Below are 18,950 nucleotides of genomic sequence, written 5' to 3' on the forward strand. Positions count from 1 at the left end.
AACGCAAGGAGATCTTATGAGCACGACCACCCTCACCGTTCCCGCCGCAACGTTTCGGCGCCGTCGCGCCGCCGTCGCCGCTGCCGTGGCCCTGGTCGCCGGGCTGTCCGTCGGCGCGGCACCCAGCGCCTTCGCGAGCGAATCTGATGACGTGATCAACGCCGCGCATCGCGGCGCGAGCCAATCTACTCCCGAGAACACCCTCGCCGCCTTCCGTGCCGGAACGGACCAGGGTGCCGACTTGATTGAGATCGACGTCCAACGCTCCGCCGACGGAGAACTCGTGGTCATTCACGACACGAACTTGACCCGAACCACAAACGCGGAGGACCTTTTCCCCGACCGGGCACCCTGGAATGTGCGCGACTTCACCGCCGCAGAGATGCAAACCCTCGACGCCGGCTCGTGGAAGGGCGCCCAGTTCACCGGCGAAAAGCTACCGACCTTCGCCGAGGCGATCGAGGTCATTCGGAAGAGCGGCTCTGGCATGCTGCTCGAAATCAAGGCACCCGAGCTGTACACGGGTATCGAGGCCGAGATATCCTCCGCACTTCGTGAGTCCCGCGGCTACGTGCAGTCCGCCGTGGGCCAGGACAAGCTCGTGGTGCAGTCGTTCAACTTCGACTCCATGAAAACTTTCACCGAACTCGAACCGACCGTTCCGGTGGGCCTCCTCGGCACACCGCGCATCGATCAACTTCCGGAACTTGCCACCTGGGCAGATCAGGTGAACCCGTACCACACATCAATTGACGCGGCCTACGTGGCTGAGGTTCACCGCCTCGGCATGGACGTGCTCGTGTGGACGGTCAACTCGGAGGCGGACATGGTGCGGGCCATCGAGCTGGGCGTTGACGGCGTGATCACCAACCGCCCCGACGTGCTGAACACCCTGCTCGAGAACGAGCCCGAGCGCTAGCAGCTGGCGGTACCCGGTCATCACGCTAGTGACTCGAGGGATTAAAAAAGAGGACCTCCGGTGCTCGGTGAAGACAATGAGAGTCTTATTTCACACCGGAGGTTCTCGGGGCGAACACGACGGTCGGGCTCTACGGCCCGCGTGAATCACCCAGACCAACGGAGTATCGCCGGGTGTCAGGAGATCTACCGACACTGTAATCCGCGGCTTCGACGACGGGCGCGGCGGGTCGGACATTGTTGGAAGCGCGGGAACATTTTCGGCGTTGCCCTCGTTGTGGCCACCATGACAACTATCGGAATCATCGGTGCAGGAAACATTGGCAGCCAAGTCGCCCGCAAGGCGATCGAGAGTGGCTACGACGTGGTGATCAGCAATTCACGGGGACCGGAGACGCTTGCAGCCCTCGTCGCCGAGCTGGGTCCCAAGGCGACAGCCGGTACCGCAGCGCAGGCCGCTCAGGCTGCCGACGTCGCGGTCGTGACTGTGCCGCTCAAAGCCTATGCGGACGTGCCCGTCGAGCAACTCGCCGGCAAGATCGTAATCGACACCAATAACTACTATTTCGAACGCGACGGACACATCGCGGCCCTCGACAATGGCGAGGTGACCGTGACCGGGCTGCTGCAGAAGCACCTGCCGACCTCACGCGTTGCGAAGGGCTTCAATCACATCATGGCCGCCGACATCACAGCGGACTCGTTTCCCGCCGGTGACCCGGCGCGGCGAGCGCTGGCCACGTCGTCCGACTTCGAGGATGCGTCCGCCTTCGTTACGAAGCTCTACGACGAATTCGGCTTCGACACCGTAAACATCGGGCCTCTCGACGAGAGCTGGCGCGTCGAGCGCGACCGCCCGGCGTATGGCATACGTCAGACCGTTGCAGAGCTCGAGGCCAACCTGGCGAAGGCACCGCGCACCGTCTGATTGCTCGGCGCGTTCGCGCGCAGGTGGGACATCTGAATCACCGGACATCTTCGGCGTGCCGGAAATAAACGTTGGCTTCTCGCCCCTAGGCGACCATGGCGAACCGTCCAGGGATGCAACGGAATTTCCCCTAGCGCATTGAGGACTGTCGACCTAGGCTGTCCGCATGGCAGCTGGTCCTATACCTGCCGGGTTAGACGGAAAAGCATCGGACACGATGCTGGCCCTTGGCCGTTTCTTCACCCGGTGGGAACACACAGATGATGGACGCGCGGTCTTCCGCGAGGGCGGCCGTCGAGGAGACGTGTTCTACCGCGACCGGTGGAGCCACGACAAGGTCGTGCGTTCTACCCACGGGGTGAACTGCACCGGGTCGTGCTCCTGGAAGGTCTACGTGCGCGACGGGATCATCACCTGGGAGGCCCAGCAGACGGACTACCCCTCCGTGGGGCCCGATAGCCCCGAGTACGAACCGCGCGGCTGCCCCCGCGGTGCCGCGTTCAGTTGGTACACCTACTCGCCAACCCGGGTGCGTTATCCCTATGCGCGCGGCGTTCTCGTCGAAATGTACCGCGAGGCAAAGTCTCGCCTAACCGACCCCGTCCCGGCTTGGGCGGACGTCGTGAATGACCCGGAACGTCGTCGCCGATATCAGCAGGCGCGCGGCAAAGGTGGGTTGATTCGCATTCCGTGGTCGGAAGCGGTCGAGATCACCGCTGCTGCGCACGTGCACACCATTAAGACCTACGGCCCCGACCGCTGCTCCGGATTCTCGCCCATTCCGGCCATGTCGATGGTCTCTCATGCTGTGGGCAACCGGTTCATCCAGCTCATCGGTGGCGTCATGACGTCGTTCTACGATTGGTACGCGGACCTGCCGGTGGCGAGCCCGCAGGTCTTCGGAGACCAGACGGATGTTCCAGAATCGGGCGACTGGTGGGACGCCACGTATCTCATGATGTGGGGTTCAAATGTCCCCGTGACCCGCACGCCGGATGCCCACTGGATGACGGAGGTGCGCTACCGAGGCACGAAAGTCATTGCCATCAGTCCCGACTACGCGGATAACACCAAATTCGCCGACGAGTGGTTACCGGCCCAAGCTGGCACCGACGCCGCACTGGCGATGGCCATGGGGCACGTCATTCTCAAGGAATTCTTCGTCGAACGCAGGATCCCATATTTCGAGGGTTACGTGCGCCGGTATACCGACCTGCCCTTCCTCGTTCGGCTCGAACAGCACTCGGATGGACTCGGCCTGGTGCCGACTAAATTCCTGACCGCCGCCGACCTGCCGGATCAGGCCGCAGCCGAGGGCGCGGCATTCAAGACCATCCTGCTGGATGCGGCAACGGGGGAGCCCGTCGTGCCGAACGGATCAATCGGCTTTCGCTATGGAGAAGCCGGACAGGGCAAATGGAACCTCGACCTGGAAGGGGTCGACCCTGCCTTGTCGCTGCTGGGGCTCGCGAATGGCGAGACCGCCAGCATCCGGTTGCCGTGTTTCGAAGCGCCCTCGGGCGAGGGTTCGATTCTCACCCGCGGCGTTCCAGTCTGCCGGGTCGCTGGGCATCTCGTGACGACGGTTTTTGACCTGATGTTGGCACAGTACGGCGTCGGGCGCACGGGACTTCCCGGGGACTGGGCGTCGGGATACGACGACGCTTCGACGCCGTACACCCCCGCCTGGCAGGCTGAGATCACCAGCGTTCCGGCAGCGGCGTGCATTCGGGTGGCCCGGGAATTCGCCCGCAATGCGGAACAGTCGAAGGGCCGCTCCATGATCATCATGGGGGCTGGCATCTGCCAGTGGTTTCATGGTGATGCCACCTACCGAGCGGTGCTGTCGATGCTCATGTTGACGGGATGCATGGGACGCAACGGTGGCGGCTGGGCGCACTATGTGGGGCAGGAAAAGACCCGACCGATCACGGGGTGGATCTCGCTCGCCAACGCCCTGGACTGGAGCCGGCCGCCGCGCACCATGATCGGCACCGGCTACTGGTACATGCACACCGACCAGTGGCGCTCCGACGGATATTCCGCCGACTCCTTGAAATCTCCGCTCGCGGAGGGGCACTTTGATGGAATGCACACCGCCGACACCCTCGCCCAGTCGGCTCGGCTCGGGTGGATGCCGTTCTACCCGCAATTCGACCGCAACCCGCTCGACCTCGCCGACGAGGTGCAGGCGGCGATTGAGCGTGGTGATGCGACGGATGCCCCCAGCTACGTCGCAGCGGCCCTCAAATCCGGGCAGCTGAAAAGTGCCATCGATGATGTCGATGCCCCCGGGAACTGGCCGCGTACTCTGGTGCTTTGGCGCTCGAACCTGTTCGGTTCCTCGGCCAAGGGCAATGAATATTTTCTCAAACATCTGCTGGGTACCCACCACAATGTGCTGGGCCAGGACCACGTGAACGCGGCACGGCCTCGCGACGTGGTGTGGCATGAGAATGCACCGGAGGGCAAACTCGACCTGCTGGTCTCGGCCGATTTCCGCATGACGTCCACCACGCTCCTGTCCGACATCGTCTTTCCCGCCGCAACCTGGTACGAGAAACATGACCTCTCCTCGACCGATATGCATCCCTTTGTGCACGCCTTCACCCCGGCCATCGATCCTCCCTGGGAAGCGAAAACCGATTTCGAGATGTTTCACCTGCTCGCCGAGGAAGTGTCGCGGCAGGCCAAGACGCATCTCGGCACTCGGCGGGACCTCGTCAGCGTGCCCCTGCAGCATGACACCCCCGGCGAGATCGCGCAGCCGGGTGGGGTGGTCAGGGACTGGCGCCAGGTGAATATTCCCGCGGTGCCCGGCCAGAACATGCCGGTCTTCCAACTCGTGGAGCGCGATTACACCCAGATCGCCGAGAAGCTGGCCACGGTCGGGCCATTGGCGGAGCAGCGGGGTTTCACCGTCAAGAACGTCACATTCCGCATGGAACACGAGATTCCGCGACTGGCTCAAAGCAACGGTGTGATGCGGGGTGGTGCGGGTCATGGGCGGCCAGCGATCGACACCGATGCGAAGTTCGCGCAGGCAATTTTGAGCTTTTCCGGCACGACCAACGGAGAGCTCGCCGTGCAGGGATTCCGCGAGCTCGAGAAGCAAACCGGAATGCGCCTGGCCGACCTGGCCGAGGGGTCCGCGGAGAAACGGATCACGTTCGCTCAAACCCAGGCCGCGCCGGTACCGGTGATCACGTCGCCGGAATGGTCTGGCTCAGAAACCGGAGGCCGCCGCTACTCGCCGTTCACGATCAACGTGGAGAGGCTGAAACCGTGGCACACCCTGACCGGCCGAATGCATTTCTTCCTGGACCATGACTGGATGATGGACCTGGGCGAAGCCCTACCCATCTACCGGCCCCCCCTCGACATGCAACGCCTGTTCGGCGAACCCAAGTTCGGTCCGAACGGCGATACAGAGGTGACGGTGCGCTACCTGACTCCGCATTCCAAGTGGTCGATCCACTCGGAGTACCAGGACAACCTGTTCATGCTGTCACTCTCCCGCGGCGGGCCGACCGTATGGATGAGTCCCCAAGATGCCGACTCCATCAAGGTCCTCGATAACGACTGGGTCGAATGCGTCAGTATGAACGGTGTTCTGGTGGGCCGCGCGATCGTCAGCCACCGGATGCCACAGGGAGTTGTATACGTTTACCACGCTCAGGAACGCACCATCGATGTACCCAAGTCCGAGGCCACCGGACGGCGTGGCGGGATCCATAATTCGGTGAGCCGGCTGCTGGTTAAACCCACGCACCTCATCGGCGGCTACGCGCAGCTGTCCTACGCGTTCAACTATCTAGGCCCCACCGGTAACCAGCGGGACATCGTCTCGACGATCCGTCGGCGCTCACAGGAGGTAACGTACTGATGCGAGTGATGGCCCAGATGGGCATGGTGATGAATCTCGACAAGTGCATCGGCTGTCACACATGCTCGGTCACCTGTAAGCAGGCCTGGACGAACCGCGCCGGCACGGAATACGTCTGGTTCAACAACGTCGAGACCAGGCCCGGCCAGGGTTACCCGCGACGCTACGAGGATCAGGACAAATGGCGCGGAGGCTGGCAGCTGAACAAAAAAGGCCGCCTGGTGCTCAGAAGCGGCGGTCGGATCAAGAAGCTTCTCGGACTGTTCGCTAGCCCGGTTCAACCCGAGCTGAAGGACTATTACGAACCGTGGACCTACGACTACAAGACGCTCATCGATGCCCCTCTGGGCGATGATTTTCCGGTAGCCCGCCCCAAGTCCCTGATCACCGGCAAGGACACCAAAATCACCTGGTCGGCGAACTGGGACGACGACCTCGCCGGTGCGCCCGAGATGGGACACCTCGATCCCATCGTCGAAAAAGTGCGCAAGGCATCCGAAGATAAAATCAAATTCGCCTTCGAGCAGACCTTTATGTTTTATCTGCCGCGCATCTGCGAGCACTGCCTCAATCCTTCCTGCATGGCGTCATGCCCATCGGGTGCAATCTACAAACGGGTCGAAGACGGCATCGTGCTGGTCGACCAGGACAAGTGTCGAGGCTGGCGTCAGTGCATCACCGGATGCCCGTATAAAAAAATTTATTTCAACCACAAGACGGGCAAGGCCGAGAAGTGCACGTTCTGCTACCCACGTGTCGAAATCGGACTGCCCACCGTGTGTTCTGAAACCTGCGTCGGGCGCTTGCGCTATCTGGGCCTGTTTCTCTATGACGCCGACCGGGTCACCGACGCGGCCGCTGTCACCGACGTGAAAGACCTGTACCAAGCGCAAATGGATGTACTCCTCGACCCGAACGATCCTGCCGTGGCGGCCGCCGCAACCGCGCAGGGAATTCCCGCCGACTGGCTGGACGCGGCCAGACGGTCACCGGTCTACGCACTCGCCAAGGTGTACAAGGTGGCCCTGCCCCTGCACCCCGAGTACCGCACCATGCCCATGGTCTGGTACGTTCCCCCGCTCTCACCCATCGTCGACCTGCTCACGGAACAGGGTCACGATGGAGAAGACCGAGGAAATCTGTTTGGCGCCATCGACGCACTGCGCATCCCCGTTGAATATCTGGCAGAGCTCTTCACCGCCGGGGATACCGACATGGTCACTGATGTGTTGCGCAAACTCGCAGCCATGCGCGCGTACATGCGCGGAATCACCATGGGGGATGAGCCTGACCGGTCCATCCCCGAAGCTGTGGGGATGACGCCGGAGAGCATGTACGAGATGTACCGGCTGATGGCCATCGCCAAGTACGAGGAACGCTATGTCATTCCGAAGGCCCACGTTGAACAGGCGCATGATCTCGAGGAAATGGGATGTTCCGTAGACTTCGAGGGCGGCCCGGGTATGTACGAGGACTCCCCGTTTGGTGAGGCCAGCGGGCGGCCAACGCCGGTGGCCGTCGAGAACTTCTATGCGCTGAAGGACCGGCAGACTTCAGACACCCCCACCGGAGAACGCAGCCTGCGTAACCGGGTCAATCTACTCAACTGGGACGGAAACGGCAGTCCGGAGGGGCTGTTCCCCGACGGCAGGGATCAGCCGCGCACCGCGCCGCCCTCGCCAGCAGATCTCAACGGCCGCGGACCGGGCACCGGTTCAAGCGGCGGTTCGGCGGGCAGGCCGTCGGTATCCCCATGAAGCGCGATCATCGGGTTCTGTACCAGGCGGCCTCCTGGTGCCTGTCCTACCCCGATACCGAGCTCATCGGCCACATCGACCTCATGCAGGCCGCGCTCGCCGAACAGAAGCGCAATGCGCCGAAACTCGCGGAATTCCTGCGCTATCTGAAATGCACGGAACTCGCTGTATTGCAGCGCGGCTACGTCGACACCTTTGATCTCAGCAAACACCATCCGTTATATCTGTCGTACTGGACCGACGGTGACACACGACGGCGCGGGAACGTTCTGGCCGCCTTCAAACAGGTGTATCGCAACAGCGACTACCTGACGAACACGCACGGCGAACTGCCGGACTTTCTTCCGCTGGTGCTGGAATTCGCAGCGATCGTCAACCAGGAAGCCGGTCGGGAGCTGCTGCTGAAGTACCGTCCCAGCCTGGAACTGCTGCGGCTCGCCCTGTCCGAACATGAATCGCCCTACGCCGAGGTCCTGACCGGCGTGTGCGACACCCTCCCCGGGGCGTCGCCATCCGATCGCGAAGCAGTGCAACAGATGGCCGGCTACGGACCGCCCGCCGAATCGGTGGGGCTCGAACCCTATGACCCGCGCCTGCTACCGCTGCAAGGAGCTTGAGATGGACCTGTTGCTCTGGGGCGTACTGCCGTACGTCATGGTGGCCATTCTGATCGGCGGATCGATTTGGCGGTACCGCTATGACCAGTTCGGGTGGACCACCCGGTCGTCACAACTGTACGAATCCCGGCTGCTGCGCATCGGATCGCCGATCTTCCACCTCGGATTGTTGGCCGTGATCGCCGGACACTTCTTCGGCCTCGTCATTCCGATGAGCTGGACCCTGTTCGTGGGGATGAGCCAGGATTTCTACCATCTCAACGCACTACTGGTCGGGGGGATCGCGGGGATCGGCACGCTCGGCGGAATCGTCATCCTGATCTACCGTCGGCGCAAGACCGGCCCGGTTTTCATGGCCACCACGAAGAACGACAAGGTCATGTACGTGGTGCTCGCCGCCGCGATCATCCTCGGACTCTGGACGACTCTGGCCAGCGTGTTCGAGGGCGAAGACGGGCACAACTACCGGGAGACCGTCGCGCCGTGGTTTCGGTCGTTGTTCATCTTCCAGCCAGATATCGCGGCGATGGCTGCAGCCCCGTTTTCCTTCCACATCCACACCCTCGTGGGCATGGTGCTGTTCACCATCTGGCCATTCACCCGGCTCGTGCACGCGTTCACCGCGCCATTGCACTACCTCTTCCGGCCCTACATCGTCTATCGTTCGCGCGACAAAATACCGGGTGAGGTCAGGCCCATCCGACGCGGCTGGGCACCGATCGGAACCGAGGACCGAGCGCGGGACAAACGATAGCCATGGCGACGGTCACCGTGCGGGAACGGGTCCGAACCAGTAAGGGGTTCAACCTCGCGCTGGCGACCCTGTCATCAGTGGTGTGTTTTTGGGCGTGGACGAGTATTGCCCCACTCGGGGTGCGGTATAGCCTGCAGCTGGATTTGTCGTCAGCGCAGGCATCCGTGTTGGTGGCCATGCCTGTTTTTGTTGGTTCGATCGGTCGTATTCCGGTGGGAGTGCTCACGGATCGGTTCGGGGGGCGGATCATGTTCACCCTGATCTTGCTGGCCACTGTTCCGGCCCTGCTGCTCGTGGCGCTCGCCGGAACCGTGGGGGTCTATTGGATTCTTGTGTTGTGCGCGCTGCTGCTCGGCGTCGCTGGAACGGTCTTCGCAGTTGGAATCCCATTCGTCAGTAACTGGTATGAGCTCTCTCGGCGCGGCTTCGCGACGGGTGTTTTTGGTGCCGGTATGGGCGGCACGGCCCTGTCCGCCTTCTTCACGCCGCGTTTCGTTGACTGGTTCGGATACGTTCCCACCCACCTGATTCTGGCGCTGCTGCTGATCGTGACCGCCGTCCTCGTCTGGACCTGCATGGGAAATGCGCCGAGTTGGGTTTCCAATGCCCAGCCGTTCGTACCAAAGCTCGTCGCGGCCGCGAAACTCGGCGTGACCTGGCAGATGTGTTCTCTCTATGGGCTGGTTTTCGGCGGGTTCGTTGCGTTCTCCACCTACCTGCCGACCTATCTGCGAGACATCTACGATTTCGACCTGACCGCGGCTGGCACCCGAACCGCCGGTTTCGCCGCTGCGGCCGTTCTGCTGCGCCCGGTCGGTGGAATTCTAGCCGATCGAGTCGGTCCCAAGCCGGTCGTCATCGTTTCGTTGGGCGCCGTCGCTGTGCTTGCCTGGGCGGTGAATCTGCGTCCGGATGGGGAAATTCCGGCGGGGCTCACGTTCGTGGCAATGGCGTCGGCCCTCGGTCTGGGAGCCGGGGGAGTCTTCGCCTGGCTGGGACGCAATGCACCACCCGACAAGGTCGGTTCAATCAGCGGAATCGTCAGTGCGGCCGGAGGCCTGGGTGGCTATTTTCCGCCGCTCGTGATGGGGGCCACCTATAACGCCACCGACAATAGCTACGCGATCGGTCTTCTTCTGCTGGCCGGTACGGCCGCGGTGGCCTTAATCTTCACCATCTTCGGCGTGCACGAACGCCCCAGCCAGCTCGCGGGCCCCAGACGCTGATCCTGTCGCCGGACACACCAGCGCCGCCACGGCGACGGTGGCCCCGATCAGGCGGATTCGGCCTCGAGCGTGATCACGGCCAGAAATCCTCGCCCCAGAACTTCCGGTGCCGGATCATGGCCGCGGACGGTATCGAATTTGTGCAGCTCCGCTGTATCGATCTCGCCCTGACCTGTACCGGCGGCATTAGAAGCGGGCGCGGAGACCGCCGCGTTCCCCTGAAGCAGAATGGCAAATTGGTCACCGAACACGGGCTGGGATCGCTTCTTGGACAACTCGATGATCGAGATGTAGGCCTTGTATTCTCCGCGTCTTGCCATCACGTTGAGGCCTGTCGTTGCGCCGACCGGCAGGGTGGCGCTGGTGACGCTGTCGCCGGAGAAGCGAAATTGACGATACTGCTCCATCGGGTGCTCGACACCATCGACTATCAACACCAGGAGTTCACCTTCGACCAGGGCGAATATGCGTTCCACACCCGGATAGACGAAGAAATCGCCGGCGACGATGACATCAACGATGCTGATTCGCCAGTCGAAGTCAGCCGCGCCTACCGGGAAAGAAACCAGCTCGCGGGTCTGGCCGCCGTCGTTGCGCCCAGGGATGGCACGTACCTCGTTGTATCGAATAATGTCCATGGTTTCACGCACAGGTTAGCAGCCTAATCCACGCGGACCGGTGCTCCGTGTGGCTCCCAACCTGGAGTGCTGAACCATTCCCTGCTGTAGCTCGTGGTAACTCCAGGAGTTCTCCATCTGGCACCACCGCACTGCGCACCACAGCGTGTAAAAAGCACAACGTCAAAAACACCTCATCGAATAGCACTTCATCGAATAGCACCGAGAGAAGGAAGCAATCATGAACAGCAGAATATGGATCAAGGTCGGGCCGGCCGTCGGGGCGGTCGTGCTCAGCGTTCTCGCGCTGAGCGGATGCTCGCAGGGAGCGACGACTCCGGCGGCCGACACGTCGAGCTCGTCCAGCTCGTCCAGCGCGCCGAGTGAGGCCGCAGTCAAGCCGGCGCTCGCTACCGCAGACAGTTCGCTCGGCACGATCGTCGTCGATACGGCAGGGATGACCCTGTATGTCTTCGACAAGGACGTTGCAGACTCCGGTGCGAGCACCTGCGAGGGCGACTGCCTGGTCAAATGGCCAGCCGTCGTAGCCAAATCCGACACGCCCACCGTCGCGGGTGTTACCGGCAAGGTCGGTGTCATCACGCGCACGGACGGCACCAAACAGGTCACCCTCAACGGACTTCCCCTCTATTACTGGGCGGGCGACGCTGCTGCCGGTGACACCACCGGGGAAGGTGTTGGCGGCGTCTGGTGGGTGGTCGCTCCGAACGGAGACAAGATCGCCGGCTAGCGAAGGTACGCCCAGCGCGTCGTAACCGACGCGATCTCCCCCAGGGCACCGTGCCGAGCGCGTCGTAACCGACGCGATCTCCCGCAGGGCACCGCGCCTATCGGCTCCGCGAAGCCGATAGGCGCGGTGCTGCACCCGGCCGGCACCGGGCAGAATAGGACAGTGTATGTACTGGTTCGGCAAACAACTGGCGGCGCACTGCTCGTCAACACGCTGGACGACGCCGGCCTCCCGATCGACGCGTCACACCGCCTCACCCTGACCGAGTTTCGGTCGTTCGTGTCATCGCTCGAAGCAGCCGCCCGGGAATCGATCACCCGCGAACCCGCCACGCCGCGCTGGGTCTGGGACGATACCGCCCGGATCTATTCGGTACTTCTCACCGCGGGCATCCGAGTGCAGCGCTGCCACGATCTTCGTCTGTGCCATGTGATCCTGAAGAATTCGGCACTGACCACGACGAGCGAACTCGCCCAGGCCGCGCGGGACCGTTGGGACGTCGCGAGTACAGGAGCGAGTGACCAAGCCGAGCCCAGGGTGACACTCTTCGACTTCGAGGCGGACGATGACGGTGACCCGGTTTCGAGCACTGGCGCCGCGGATATCATGAACCCTGCAGCTGCCGGTACGACGGCAGGCGGGCCTGCCGCGCCGGGCGCCCGAGAGTCGAGTACAGCGCAGGAGTTTCGCCGCCAACTCGACGCGGTGGCGTCCGCTACCGAACCGGGGCGCCTACGGCTCCTGCTTGCCGCCGAGTCCGCCGGCGCGCTCGTGGCCGCGGAGATGCGCTACGCCGGCCTGCCCTGGCGCACCGACGTGCACGATCGCCTCCTCACCCGCGAACTCGGACCGCGGGTCGCACCCGGTGTCCGACCGGAGCGTCTGGAAGTGCTGGCCCGGCGCATCCGCTTAGAACTGCACGACGCCAGCCTCAACCCGGATTCGCCCCAGGAACTGTTCAAAGCGCTGCAGCGTGCCGGGCTCGCCATCACCTCGACGCGGGGCTGGGAGCTGGAGAAGTTGCAGCACCCGGTCATCGAACTATTGTTGCAGTACAAGAAACTCTCCCGGCTGCACAACGCCAACGGCTGGGCCTGGATGGAATCTTGGGTCGTCGACGGCCGGTTCCACCCCGACTACGTGCCCGGAGGTGTCGTCACCGGCCGCTGGGCCACGCGCGGCGGGGGAGCGCTGCAGCTGCCCAAACAGATTCGGGGTGCTGTCGTCGCTGACCCGGGCTGGAAACTCGTCGTCGCGGATGCCGCGCAGCTGGAGCCGCGCATCCTCGCGGCGCTGGCGCAGGATACGAACATGGCCAGGGCTGGCCGCGGCACCGACCTGTATACCGGGATCGTGTCGAGCGGTGTCGCCCAGACCCGCGACCACGCCAAGGTCGCGATGCTCGGCGCCATGTATGGGGCCACGACGGGGGAAAGCGCACGATTGATGCCGCGCCTGGCCCGTGCCTACCCCCGGGCGATCGCGCTCACCGAGTCGGCGGCACGCGCCGGCGAGCGTGGCGAAGTGGTGACGACCCGACTCGGGCGCTCGTCACCGATACCAGGCACGGGCTGGCATGAGGTGCAGGCACAGGCCTACGACCCGGCGGCGACGGCGATTGATGAGCGGCGAGCCCGCAGCCAGGCCCGGGATTGGGGGCGCTTTACCCGCAACTTCATCGTGCAGGGCAGCGCGGCTGAATGGGCCCTGTGCTGGATGGCAGAGATCCGGCGCGAGCTCACGGCACTGCCTGCTCCCGGCAGCCAAGCGGATGCCGTACACGATGCTGCTCGCCTGAGACCTCCAGGAGCCCACCGTGCGGTGACCCCGGCTGCGCGGGCTCGTGCGCCATTTCACGCCCAACCGCACCTCGTCTTTTTTCTGCACGACGAGGTGATCGTGCACACGCCCTCGGAGCAGACCGACGCCGTCGCACAGATCATCGCTACGGCTGCCGAAACCGCTGGGCGGCTGCTCTTCGGCGACTTTCCGGTCGACTTCATGCTGACGGTGGCCACCGTCGATAACTACGGCCAGGCAAAATAGCTGCAGACCGCCTTCGATCCGAGGCAACGATCTACGCATCGCGCAGGCAGCCCGCCGGGCCCGGCGGGCGCTCTGCCGGTGGGGCCGTTTGGTCTCCGCGAGAATTCTGGAAGCGGTCCGACCCAGGGAGTCAGCCCTGTGCGGGGCAGACTGTCAGCGTAGCCGCGCCTTACGCAGACGTCGAAGGATCCGCGTGGCGGTCAAAACCAGGTTGGAACCGAGCCGGTGACGCACGTCGGCCACGGCCACGCTCCAAAGGCCGTCGTTGTACGTGGGATACGCGTGCGTCGTGCTGGCGATACTGCTCGTGGTGAGCCGGTTCTTCACCGCCAGAGAGATCTCGCCGAGGGTCTCACCGGCCCGGGGGCCCACGACGGTCCCGCCAAGTATGCGGCCGCGTTTGTTGACGATGAGCTGGGTGTACCCGCCTGTTTTCGCCTCCGTCACCGCGCGGTCAACCTGTTCATGCTCCCAGGTGACGATTCGGTGGGCCCCGGATTCCGCATCCCGGGATTGCAGGCCGACGGCACCGACTTCAGGGTAGGTAAACGTGACTCGGGGGATCGCCTCCTTGTCGACGGGGCGGGTCAGTCCGAGGATCGCGTTTGTTGCAGCCAGGTTGGCGTTCACACCGGCGGTGTGCGTGAACCGGGGCAGTCCGGTGACGTCGCCGGCGGCCCAGATGCGCGGGTTGGAAGTGCGCATCCTGGAATTGACCATGATGTTACCGTGCCCATCCCGGCGCACTCCCACGGAGTGCAGGTCGAGGCCGGCGGTGTTCGGGCGGCGACCCACGGCTACGAAGAGCCGGTCGAAAGTCAGGGCGGTCCCATCATCGAGGGACAACGTACCGGCGAGGCGGTTGGTGGAGGTGACCGCGATCACGGTGAAGTTGGTGCGCACGTCGACTCCGTCAGCGATGAGCGCGGCCTGAATGAGGGAACTGGCCCGGTCGTCTTCCTTCGGCAAGATTCGTGGCCCCCGGTGCACGAGCGTCACGGCCGTACCGAGGCGAGCCATGGCCTGGGCGATCTCACAGCCGAGAGCCCCGCCGCCCAACACCACGAGTTGTTCCGGGGCAGTCCTCAGGTCCCAGAACGTTTCGCTGGTAAGCAGATCGACCGCGTCGATTCCGGGGATGTCCGGCAGGGCCGCTGCGGCACCGGTGGCGATCAGCGCCTGATGGAACCGGAGTTCGCGGCCGTTCACGTTGACGCTGTCCGGACCGGTGAATCGTGCCCTCCCGATGACCACGTCAATATTGTCCCGCTCGAGAGACTCGGCGGAATCGACCGGTGCGATTTCCTGCATCGCGTCCTGAACGTGCGTCATGACCTGCGCGAAGTTGACGACGACATCGCCCACCCGCACTCCGAGTCGAGCGGAGGATCGGGCCGTCGCTGCGACGTTCGCGGCGGCAATGAGCGATTTCGATGGAACGCACCCGGTCCACAGGCAATCCCCGCCGAGGAGGTTGTCCTCGATCAGAGCCACTCTCGCTCCGAAGCTCGCCGCCGTGCGGCTGGCAATCAAGCCAGCAGTTCCGCCCCCAATGACGACCAGATCAAATTTGTCGAGTTCTCGCATGACTGTGAGCGTAGACGGTCGCCGGTGTTCAAGACGACTGTGGGCTGGTTAGGCTGGCGAAAAAAGGAAGGACGGTCTGCACCATGGCGAACGTCTACGGGGCCGCTGCCCGTTTCTACGACGCTCTTTCCGGAGAACGAGTCGTCTACCGGGCCGGCCGAGAATGCGGCGTGGCTCTCCTGGGGCTGCGTCCGGGCGACACTGTCCTGGACCTAGCCTGCGGTACCGGCCTGAATTTTGCTCTGCTCGTCGATGCGGTCGGCCCGCGGGCGCCGTGATCGGGCTGGATCGCAGCCGGGAGATGCTTGAGATGGCGCGCCGCCGGGTGAAATCGAACGGGTGGACGAACGTGCGCCTGGTCGAGGCGGATGCCATGACATTTGACCCGATGGTCGTCGTGAAAGAGCTCCCGGCGGCGCGAGGGAGCGTCGACGGTGTCTTTTCCAGTTATGCAATGAGCGTCTTCACAGACTGGCATCCGGCTTGGGACCGGATGCGTGCCCTGCTGCGGCCAGGTGGTCGCGCGTGCATTGTAGACATGCAGTCGCCCGTGAAGATCTACCGGGTGTTCTCGCCGCTCGCGCGGATCGCAGCCGCGGTCGGCGGTGCCGACCTCAAGGCTCGCCCGTGGACCATCATCGAACGTGAGGGCGTGGATGTGCGCTCCGTGGCGGTGCGCGGCGGGCACATTCGCGTCGCGGCAGCCACGATCCCCCCTAACCCGCAACCTGGACTATCCCTCGGATGAAAGGCTCACTCTCCTGTCTGCAACACCAGCTACTCTGGTGCCTGACGGCTGAGCGCGTTCTCTGAGTCGTGGGTGAGGGCCGCGCCGCGAGTGGGTGGCATCGCCGAACGGATGCATCTATAGGGCACCACCACATCGCGAACCTTGGAGGACCCACGTTATGAACAGCAACACGCCGTCAGTGATCGTTTTCGACGTCAACGAAACCCTCTCAGACATGTCGACCATGAAGGCTCGTTTTGTGGATATCGGCGCCCCCTCGCACCTGGCCGGGATCTGGTTCGCATCCTTGCTCAGGGACGGGTTCGCCCTCGCCGCTGCCGGTGGTGCCGCAAAATTCGCTGAAATCAGCTCCGAGATCCTGCGCGGAGTCCTCCGCGACGTCGCCCTGACCGGCAACCTCGACGATGCTGTGGAGCACATTATGACCGGCTTCTTTGCATTGAACCTCTACCCAGACGTAGAAGACGGGATCCGGGCGCTCAAGACCACTGGGCTGCGCCTCGTGACCTTATCGAATGGAGGCGTGCAGGTGGCCAGGACGCTCCTGACCAGGGCAGGGCTCCAGAACGAATTCGAAGCTCTGCTCACGGTGGAAGACGCCCCGGCGTGGAAACCGGTACGGGCTGCCTACGACTATGCCGCGGCTGTCTGTGGGGTGCCGCCGGGCGATATGCTCCTGGTCGCCGTGCACCCCTGGGACATCCACGGTGCGGCGCAAGCGGGCTTGAGCACCGCCTGGTTGAACCGCACCGGCGAGGCCTACCCGAGCTACTTTGCGGCACCGGATTACACCCTCACCGCGCTGGGCGAACTCGCCGTCAGGATATCGGCCAGCAAACGCTGACCCCGCTGCCCAAGCCGCAACCTCATCTGTTCCACCGCCGTTCTCATGCCTCGGCCGCTTGTCAATCGGCAGGTCCCTGGGGCATAATTGCGCTATCGGCCGGGCCAGTACCAACTCAGGGGTGCTGACGAGTGGTCGCATAACTTCATATCTGCCATCGTGCTCACAGTCTTGTACTGTGCGAGTCCGGTTGTTCCGAGGTCGTTGGGGAAGACGCACCTACTAGGAACGGAGAATCACGATGGATGCAACATACAACCGTCGGGCGCCGATTGCGCGGGGGGTGCTTTTCGTGCATTCTTCCCCGCGAGCTGTGTGCCCACATATCGAGTGGTCGGCTGGACGCACGCTCGGCGAGGCCGTCAATTTCGATTGGTCGGAACAGCCGGCCCTGCCCGGTTCATACCGCGCCGAATACTACTGGGAGGGTCCCTTGGGTACTGGCGCCGCACTGGCATCCGCTCTGCGCGGCTGGGAGCAGTTGCGTTTCGAAGTCACCGAAGATGCAGCGCCCGGATCAGATGGCGGTCGCTGGTTGCACACGCCGGAGCTGGGTATTTTTCATGCTCAAACGGACAGCGTGGGCAATATGGTCGTGCCGGAAGATCGCATTCGATCCGCGATGGACAGTGCGGGGGCCAATACCATCGAACTGCACCGGCACCTGCGCCTGGCTCTCGGGCAGTCCTGGGACGACGAACTAGAACCGTTCCGGCAGGCGAGCGATCTGAACGCCGTCGTCTGGCTGCACCAGGTGGGCTGATCGACACTGCTCCAACGCGTGCCGTTCCCGCGTGGGAGTGTGGGCTGTCGACCGGTGACCGTGCCGGCGGCAATCCCACGCGTCACAGTCGATGTCAGATACAGCCAGATGCGCCTGATCACCCCACAAGAATGACCCCGTCCAAACCGGACGGGGTCATTCACAACGGGCAAAGATAGAACCGAACGCTAGACCGAACGGAATGCCACGACGGCGTTGTGGCCGCCGAAGCCGAAGGAGTTGCTCAGTGCGAGCAGGTCTCCCGCCGGTAGCGCCCGCGGAGTGGTGACCACGTCGAGCGTGATTTCCGGGTCTTGAGACGTGAGGTTGATCGTCGGCGGTGCGATGCGCTCAGAAAGTGCCTTGACCGTGAAGAACGCTTCGAGGGCGCCGGCGCCACCGAGCAGGTGGCCGGTGGAAGCCTTTGTCGCCGACACCGGGATGCCGTCGAGCAGATCCCCGAAAACGCGCCTGAGGGCTTTGTACTCGGCAATGTCCCCGACCGGGGTGCTCGTGGCGTGGGCGTTGATGTGGGACACGTCGGCCAGGGACGCACCGGCGTTCTCAATGGTCGACACCATTGCGCGGGCGGCGGCGGACCCCTCCGGGTCCGGTGCAGTCACATGGTAGGCATCGCTGTTGACGACGCCGCCGAGCAGTTCGGCGTAGATGTGGGCCCCGCGCGCTTTCGCGTGTTCTTCGGTTTCAATGACGAGGGCTGCGGCGCCCTCACCGAGAACGAAACCGTCCCGGGTCACGTCGTAGGGGCGACTTGCCGTCGCCGGGTCGTCGTTGCGAGTCGACAGGGCCTGCATCGCCGCGAAGGAAGCGATCGGCAGCGGGTGGATTGCGGCCTCGGAACCCCCGGCGATGACGATGTCAGCGAGCCCAGCCTGCAGCCGGTTGTACGCGTTGACCAGCGCTTCGGTGCTCGACGCACACGCGGAGACCACCGTGGTGATGCCGGCACGGGCGTGCAGGTCCATTCCGATGGCCGCTCCCGGGCCGTTCGGCATGAGCATCGGCACGGTCATGGGCAGTACGCGGCGCGGGCCTCGCTCGCGCAGGGTGTCCCAGGCGTCCAGCAGGGTCCACACTCCGCCGATTCCGGTCGCCCAATCCACGGCGAGGCGCTCTGGCTCGACCTCGGGAGAGCCGGCATCTGCCCAGGCTTCACGGCCAGCGATCAGGGCGAACTGGCTGGACGGGTCGAGGCGTTTGACCTCGAATCGTTGCAGCACATCCGCGGTCTTGACGCGCGCCTGTGCGGCGAAGGTTACCGGGATCGCTGTTTCAGCGACCCAGGCTTGCTCGAGGGTGGTAGCGCCCGATTCGCCGGCCAGGAGGGCCGTCCAGGTCTCCACCGCCGTGCCGCCCAGCGGCGTAGTCGCACCGATACCGGTGATAACGATTTTCTTGGTCATAAGTCAACTCTCCATGGGACGACAAACGTGTGGGCCGGCGCGTTGTGGCACCAGCCCAGTGAACAGGTCGGCCGACTTCCG

The 18,950-nt window shown here is 63.8% G+C and carries 16 protein-coding genes; 13 read left to right on the forward strand and 3 right to left on the reverse strand.

Translation table 11 applies throughout. The features are described 5' to 3' along the window. Positions 1 to 16 precede the first annotated feature (16 nt). From E3N85_RS00245 to E3N85_RS00275, 7 genes are all read left to right on the forward strand, one after another. Complete coding sequence (locus E3N85_RS00245) at positions 17 to 919, forward strand: glycerophosphodiester phosphodiesterase family protein (RefSeq protein ID WP_134458228.1); 903 nt, start codon at positions 17 to 19, stop codon at positions 917 to 919. Positions 920 to 1,204: 285 nt separating this feature from the next. Further along, the gene (locus E3N85_RS00250) at positions 1,205 to 1,846 is read left to right on the forward strand and encodes an NADPH-dependent F420 reductase (RefSeq protein WP_134458230.1); all 642 of its coding nucleotides are present in this window, start codon (positions 1,205 to 1,207) and stop codon (positions 1,844 to 1,846) included. Positions 1,847 to 2,012: 166 nt separating this feature from the next. After that, on the forward strand, positions 2,013 to 5,732 hold the full coding sequence (locus tag E3N85_RS00255; protein ID WP_134458232.1) for a nitrate reductase subunit alpha: 3,720 nt from the start codon (positions 2,013 to 2,015) through the stop codon (positions 5,730 to 5,732). After that, positions 5,732 to 7,489, forward strand: coding sequence for a nitrate reductase subunit beta (gene narH / locus E3N85_RS00260; RefSeq protein ID WP_134458234.1), 1,758 nt, complete (start codon positions 5,732 to 5,734; stop codon positions 7,487 to 7,489). The genes E3N85_RS00255 and narH overlap by 1 nt, the downstream gene beginning before the upstream one ends. Then, positions 7,486 to 8,106: a nitrate reductase molybdenum cofactor assembly chaperone gene (gene narJ / locus E3N85_RS00265; protein ID WP_134458236.1), complete on the forward strand. Its 621-nt coding sequence runs from the start codon at positions 7,486 to 7,488 to the stop codon at positions 8,104 to 8,106. Before narH ends, narJ begins: the two co-directional genes overlap by 4 nt. Position 8,107: 1 nt before the next feature. Beyond that, complete coding sequence (narI, locus tag E3N85_RS00270) at positions 8,108 to 8,860, forward strand: respiratory nitrate reductase subunit gamma (RefSeq protein ID WP_134458238.1); 753 nt, start codon at positions 8,108 to 8,110, stop codon at positions 8,858 to 8,860. 2 nt (positions 8,861 to 8,862) lie between these two features. Then, positions 8,863 to 10,086 carry a NarK/NasA family nitrate transporter gene (locus tag E3N85_RS00275; RefSeq protein ID WP_134458240.1) on the forward strand — a complete coding sequence of 408 codons (1,224 nt, stop codon included), beginning with the start codon at positions 8,863 to 8,865 and terminating at the stop codon, positions 10,084 to 10,086. A 47-nt stretch (positions 10,087 to 10,133) separates the two neighbouring features. On the opposite strand, the gene E3N85_RS00280 is transcribed toward E3N85_RS00275, so the two are convergent. Continuing rightward, positions 10,134 to 10,736, reverse strand: a complete 603-nt coding sequence (locus E3N85_RS00280; RefSeq protein ID WP_370288911.1) for a HutD family protein — start codon at positions 10,734 to 10,736, stop codon at positions 10,134 to 10,136. Between the two features lie 208 nt (positions 10,737 to 10,944). On the opposite strand from E3N85_RS00280, the gene E3N85_RS00285 reads away from it, so the two are divergent. Together E3N85_RS00285 and E3N85_RS00290 are read left to right on the forward strand one after the other, a co-directional pair. Next, positions 10,945 to 11,454: a hypothetical protein gene (locus E3N85_RS00285; RefSeq protein WP_134458242.1), complete on the forward strand. Its 510-nt coding sequence runs from the start codon at positions 10,945 to 10,947 to the stop codon at positions 11,452 to 11,454. A 162-nt stretch (positions 11,455 to 11,616) separates the two neighbouring features. Next, a complete protein-coding gene (locus E3N85_RS00290; protein ID WP_134458244.1) occupies positions 11,617 to 13,500 on the forward strand; it encodes a bifunctional 3'-5' exonuclease/DNA polymerase in 1,884 nt (627 codons plus the stop codon). 153 nt (positions 13,501 to 13,653) lie between these two features. On the opposite strand, the gene E3N85_RS00295 is transcribed toward E3N85_RS00290, so the two are convergent. Further along, a complete protein-coding gene (locus E3N85_RS00295; protein WP_134458246.1) occupies positions 13,654 to 15,087 on the reverse strand; it encodes an NAD(P)/FAD-dependent oxidoreductase in 1,434 nt (477 codons plus the stop codon). Positions 15,088 to 15,170: 83 nt separating this feature from the next. On the opposite strand from E3N85_RS00295, the gene E3N85_RS16600 reads away from it, so the two are divergent. The 4 genes from E3N85_RS16600 to E3N85_RS00310 all read left to right on the forward strand — a co-directional run bounded on the left by E3N85_RS16600 (position 15,171) and on the right by E3N85_RS00310 (position 17,445). Continuing rightward, positions 15,171 to 15,365: a hypothetical protein gene (locus tag E3N85_RS16600; protein WP_241978228.1), complete on the forward strand. Its 195-nt coding sequence runs from the start codon at positions 15,171 to 15,173 to the stop codon at positions 15,363 to 15,365. Further along, positions 15,362 to 15,835, forward strand: a complete 474-nt coding sequence (locus E3N85_RS00300) for a class I SAM-dependent methyltransferase (protein ID WP_241978229.1) — start codon at positions 15,362 to 15,364, stop codon at positions 15,833 to 15,835. Before E3N85_RS16600 ends, E3N85_RS00300 begins: the two co-directional genes overlap by 4 nt. Before the next feature lie 160 nt (positions 15,836 to 15,995). Beyond that, complete coding sequence (locus tag E3N85_RS00305; protein WP_134458248.1) at positions 15,996 to 16,682, forward strand: haloacid dehalogenase type II; 687 nt, start codon at positions 15,996 to 15,998, stop codon at positions 16,680 to 16,682. A 241-nt stretch (positions 16,683 to 16,923) separates the two neighbouring features. Beyond that, entirely contained in the window at positions 16,924 to 17,445 is a 522-nt protein-coding gene (locus E3N85_RS00310) for a DUF3145 domain-containing protein (protein WP_134458250.1), read from the forward strand. Positions 17,446 to 17,633: 188 nt separating this feature from the next. Here E3N85_RS00310 and E3N85_RS00315 read toward each other — a convergent pair whose 3' ends face one another. After that, positions 17,634 to 18,869: a beta-ketoacyl synthase gene (locus E3N85_RS00315; protein ID WP_134458252.1), complete on the reverse strand. Its 1,236-nt coding sequence runs from the start codon at positions 18,867 to 18,869 to the stop codon at positions 17,634 to 17,636. Positions 18,870 to 18,950: the final 81 nt, after the last annotated feature.

Origin of the sequence: Cryobacterium sp. Hz9, assembly GCF_004402825.1 — a bacterium.
Classification (GTDB): domain Bacteria; phylum Actinomycetota; class Actinomycetes; order Actinomycetales; family Microbacteriaceae; genus Cryobacterium; species Cryobacterium gelidum.